Source organism: Bradyrhizobium sp. 87 (assembly GCF_023073015.1).
GTDB lineage: Bacteria > Pseudomonadota > Alphaproteobacteria > Rhizobiales > Xanthobacteraceae > Bradyrhizobium > Bradyrhizobium canariense_D.
This window is the reverse complement of the sequence record NZ_JADPIQ010000012.1, coordinates 1-623: the sequence shown is the minus strand read 5'-3', so window position 1 is coordinate 623 and position 623 is coordinate 1. Positions and strand designations below refer to the sequence as shown.

Sequence of the window (623 nt, the reverse complement as noted above, 5' to 3'; positions counted from 1 at the left end):
TACATTGGCGGGGCGGGGGTCGCGCGTGGCTATCTGAACCGGCCCGAACTGACGGCGGAGCGGTTCTTGGCCGATCCGTTCAGTGGTGAGGTCGGCGCACGGATGTACCGGACCGGGGATCTCGCGCGGTACCTGCCGGACGGCAATCTGGAGTTTCTGGGCCGCATCGACGACCAGATGAAGATCCGCGGCTTCCGGATCGAGCCTGGCGAGATCGCGGCGCGGCTGGTTGAGCACGCGTCGGTGCGCGACGCGGCGGTGGTTGCGTGCGAGGATCGCAGCGGCGAGAAGCGTCTGGTCGCCTATGTGGTTACGGCTGCGGAGCATGCCGGCGAAGCCGAGGGGACTGAACTTGCCGGCACGTTGCGCACCCATCTTGGTGCGCGGCTGCCCGAGTACATGGTGCCGAGCGCGTTTGTGCGGCTTGCGGCGCTGCCGTTGACGCCGAACGGCAAGCTGGACCGCAAGGCGCTGCCCCCGCCAGAGGATGATGCGTATGCGCGGGCAGCCTATGAGGCGCCGCGGGGCGAGATCGAGATCGCGCTGGCGCAGATCTGGGCCGAGCTTCTGGGCCTGGAACGTGTCGGCCGGCACGACAACTTCTTCGAGCTGGGCGGGCACTC

The 623-nt window shown here is 68.4% G+C and carries 1 pseudogene; it reads left to right on the top strand.

The features are described 5' to 3' along the window. Positions 1-623: pseudogene (locus IVB50_RS03235) on the top strand (AMP-binding protein); the annotation flags it as partial.